Annotated in this window: 4 protein-coding genes; 2 read left to right on the top strand and 2 right to left on the bottom strand. The window is 66.8% G+C overall.

Going from position 1 to position 3,992, the window contains the following annotated elements; translation table 11 throughout:
- Nucleotides 1-75: 75 nt before the first annotated feature.
- Together argC and M3P27_02220 are read right to left on the bottom strand one after the other, a co-directional pair.
- Nucleotides 76-1,131, bottom strand: coding sequence for an N-acetyl-gamma-glutamyl-phosphate reductase (gene argC, locus M3P27_02215; GenBank protein MDP9267125.1), 1,056 nt, complete (start codon nucleotides 1,129-1,131; stop codon nucleotides 76-78).
- A complete protein-coding gene (locus tag M3P27_02220; protein ID MDP9267126.1) occupies nucleotides 1,131-1,574 on the bottom strand; it encodes an ArgR family transcriptional regulator in 444 nt (147 codons plus the stop codon). Before M3P27_02220 ends, argC begins: the two co-directional genes overlap by 1 nt.
- Nucleotides 1,575-1,715: 141 nt before the next feature.
- Between M3P27_02220 and M3P27_02225 the strand changes: the two genes are divergently transcribed.
- On the top strand, nucleotides 1,716-2,594 hold the full coding sequence (locus tag M3P27_02225; GenBank protein ID MDP9267127.1) for a penicillin-binding transpeptidase domain-containing protein: 879 nt from the start codon (nucleotides 1,716-1,718) through the stop codon (nucleotides 2,592-2,594).
- Nucleotides 2,591-3,992, top strand: a 1,402-nt coding sequence (locus tag M3P27_02230) for a SpoIID/LytB domain-containing protein (GenBank protein MDP9267128.1), incomplete at its 3' end; no start/stop codon positions are given. The genes M3P27_02225 and M3P27_02230, both read left to right, overlap by 4 nt.

The raw sequence follows: 3,992 nt of genomic DNA on the forward strand, positions 1-3,992 counted from the left end.
CGGCGATGGCGCCCGCGCAGTGGCGACGCAGCTCGACATCGTCGAGTGCGGCGCCGCCGATCTTTATGACCAGCTTCAGTCGAGGCCCGCTTTCTCGTCCCATCCGAACATGAGGTTCAGGTTCTGCACCGCCTGGCCGGCCGCGCCCTTCATCAGGTTGTCGAGGCAGGAAACGATGACCAAGCGGCGGCCGTCGGGCGCGAGCGCGAAGCCGAGGTCGCAGAAATTCGTGCGCAGCGAATACTGGATCTGCGGCAGCTTCGTCCCAAAGACGCGCACCCACGGGCATCCGGCATAAAACACGCGAAAGCACGCATCGATCTCCGCCTCGGTCGCCGGCTGCGCCAGCTTCCCGTAAACGGTGGAGAGGATGCCGCGCGGGATGGGCAGCAGGTGCGGCGTAAAAACGACTTGCTCGGCGGCGAGCGAAAGCTGCTCGAGTATCTCGCCGGTGTGGCGATGTCCGAAGACGGAGTACGCGGAGAGATTGTCGGCGACCTCGACGAAGTGCGTCTTCGAGGTGGGCGCCTTGCCCGCCCCGGAGACGCCGGATTTCGCGTCGCACACCACGCCGTGTTCGGCGTCGAGCAGACCGGCCTGCGCCAGCGGCGCGAGCGCGAGGATGATCGACGTGGCATAGCAGCCCGGATTCGCGACCAGCCGCGCGCCGGCCAGTTCGGCGCGGTGCAGCTCGGGCAATCCGTAGACCGCCTGCTGCTGCAGCTTTTCGTTGGCGTCCGCGTTGCCATTCTCGTGAAAGCCGTAGACGGCGCGGTTCGCGGGATCGTTCAACCGCCATGCGCCGCTCAGGTCCACGACCTTCAGGCCGCGCGCGATCGCCTGTGGAACCATCTCGCGCGAGGTCTGGTGTGGCGTGGCGAGAAAAAGCACTTCGACGCCGGCGGACGCGAGCTTCTCCCAGGTAAAGGGTTCGATGGGCAGGTGTCCGTTGCCGGAAACATGGGGAAAGGCGTCGGCCAACTCGGCAGAGTTCGCCTCTTCCCGCCCGTCCTGCTCGCGTCCCAGCAACAGCGGCTGGGCGAGTTGGGGATGGCGCGCGAGCAGGCGCGCAAGCTCAAAGCCCGCGTAACCGGTGGCCCCGACCACCGCGGTCTGGATGCCGCCGCGCATTACTCGAGCATCTCGCGGATGCGTTCCGCCAGCCTGTTCGCCGCCTTCCTGTCCGGAGAAACGATGAGGATGGAGTCGTCGCCGGCGATGGTGCCGATCGATTCCGGGAACTGCTCACCATCGAGCGCGGCGGCAACCGGCTGCGCGCTGCCCACGGAGGTCTTGAGCACGAGCAGGTTCTGCGCCACGCGCACCTCGCGCACGAACTCGCGTATCAGGCGCAGTGTGGAAGGCAGCCCGGGATCGGCGGGGTGGATGGTCTCAGGAAGCGAGTAGCCTTCTGGCGTCTTGACCAAGCCCATCTCGTGGATATCGCGCGAGAGCGTGGCCTGAGTGACGGTGAGTCCATGCTTCTTGAGCTTTTTGCGCAGCTCATCCTGGTTGGGCGCAGGCCCAACTTGCAGGACTTCCATGATCAGAGACTGCCGCGCTGGTTTGGTCATAAATGCTTACTCATGAATAATTATGCATGAGAATGCATAATTATGCGTATGTCAATAATTATTTCTTGCGCGCGTGTTGGCGCGCGCAATACGCCGGCAGCGGGTCTCAGCGAAGAACCGCTTGCGCTACACTTTCCGGCAGTGAGACTCCAGCACACTGCTCTTCTTGCCGGGCTGTTTGCGCTCGCGCTTCCCTGCCCGGCGCAGGAGAAGCTGCAGGATGCCGTAGACGCGGCGATGCGTCCGCATAAGGGAACGGCTGTCGTCCTGGACCTGCGCGCCAACAAGATCATCGCCGCTCACGACCTTGATACCGCCGCGCGACGCGTGGCGACGCCCGGCTCCACCATGAAGACCTTTGTCCTGCTCAAGCTGCTGGAAACGGGCAAGGCCAAGCCGAGCGAGCGCTACGTGTGTCCGCGGCGGTTACGCATCGCCGGGCGACGCCTGGACTGCGCGCATCCCGACCTGCCCGGGCCGATCGATCCGCTGGACGCGCTGGCGTGGTCGTGCAACGCCTACTTCGCGACCGCCGCGCGCCGGCTCACGCCCCAGGAGCTCGCCGCGGCGCTGCGGCGTGCGGGGCTGACTTCGCCCACCGGATTTGCGGAGGGCGAAGCGCTAGGCAACGTGAAGACGGCCGCCTCCGAAGACCAGCTCGAGCTCCAGGCGCTGGGCGAGTGGGGCGTGATGACGACGCCACTCGAGCTGCTGAAGGTGTATGCCGGGCTGGCGCAGCGATGGGACGACGCGAACGTGAGGCTGGTGTCGGAAGGCATGGAGCACTCGGTGACGTATGGCATGGCGCGTGCTGCTCACGTGGACAAGGTGAGGATCGCCGGCAAGACGGGCACCGCGGCGCAGCCGGGCTCGGCCGGTACGCACGGCTGGTTCGTCGCGTTGGCGCCGGCGGAGAAGCCTGAGGTCGCGGTGGTGGTTTATCTGGAGCGGGGCCGCGGGCTGGACGCGGCGGCGCTGGCGCAACCGATACTACGCAGCTACTTCGAAGGGCGGCGATGATCGAGATGTTCCGGCGCGCCATCCTTCTTCTCTCTCTCGCGACTCTCCTCGCCGCACCTCTGTGGGCGCAGGACAACAGCGTGCGTGTACGGCTGTACGCGGTGCATCCGCCAGAGCGGCTGACGCTTGCAGGGAACGACCTGCGCTGGAAGGCGTGCGAGCAGTGTCCGGCGACCGCGACCGAGAAGCTGAAGGTCACGGCCGAACGCGGGCAATTGCGGGTGGAGGGCAGCCCGCTACCGCGTCCGCGCGTGTTCGTGAGCGGGACGTACAGGTTGCACGCCCCGGGGGAGCAGCCGATCTCGGCGGCGTACGCGCTCGAGCTGCGGGCGCAGCAGGAGCGCATTGTGGTGATCGCCGCGATGCCGCTCGAGGATTACGTCTCGGCGGTGCTTGCGGGCGAGAGTGGCAACTTCGAGCAACTGGAGTCGATGAAGGCGATGGCCGTCGCGGTGCGGACTTATGCCGCGCGCTTTCGCGGACGCCACGCCGCCGACGGTTTCGACTACTGCGACACCACGCACTGCCAGGACCTGCGGCTGGCGGTGGAGAATCCGCGGACGCGGACCGCGGAGCAAGCGACCGCGGGCGAGCTGCTGTGGTATCGGGGCGGCCTGGCCACGACTTACTACCACCAGCATTGTGGCGGGACATCCGCAGCTGCGAACGAGGTCTGGCCCACGGTGGGCGCTCCTTATTTGAAGTCCCATCCCGATCCCTACTGTGCGGCGCGACCGCTGCATTGGGAGACCACGCTGACGCGCGCCGAACTGGAGCAGGCGCTGGCGGCATCCGAAGTGAAGATCCCGGCGGGTTGGCGGACGCTTGCCGTCACCACGCGCACGCAGAGTGGACGCGCGCAGCGGCTGCGCTTCTCCGGACCAGGGGGCGGAACCGACGTGAGCGCTTCGACGCTGCGCTTTGCCGTGGGACGCGAGCTGGGATGGAACCGCATCCGCAGCGAGCTTTACGAGGTTCGCATGAGGGATTCCGACGTCACCTTCACCGGCGCGGGGGCGGGACATGGCGTGGGCCTCTGCCAGGTAGGCGCCGAGCAGATGGCCGCGAAGGGAGATTCATACCGCGAGATCCTCGCGTTCTACTACCCCGGGACCAACGTCGCGAAGAAGTCGGCGATCGAATGGATAACGCGCAAGAGCGAGCACTTCGACGCACAAGTGATGGACACTGCCGACGCCGCCGTGCTCGACTTGGCCGAGCGCTTGCTCGGCGAGGTCGAGAGTGCGACGGGATGGACGCCGCCGCGCCGTCCGCGCATCCAGGTCTTCCCTACCCTCGACGCCTACCGTGACACGACCGGGCAGCCGGGATGGGTCGCAGCCACGACGCGTGGCGCGACCATCCGGCTGCAACCGCTGGCCACCCTGCGCGCGCGCA

It is taken from the genome of Acidobacteriota bacterium (assembly GCA_030774055.1).
Taxonomy (GTDB): Bacteria; Acidobacteriota; Terriglobia; order Terriglobales; family Acidobacteriaceae; genus JACPNR01.

Excerpts from the sequence above, each read along its gene's own strand:
- argC (MDP9267125.1), bottom strand. The coding sequence starts at position 1,131 with ATGCGCGGCGGCATCCAGACCGCGGTGGTCGGGGCCACCGGTTACGCG.
- M3P27_02220 (MDP9267126.1), bottom strand. The coding sequence starts at position 1,574 with ATGACCAAACCAGCGCGGCAGTCTCTGATCATGGAAGTCCTGCAAGTT.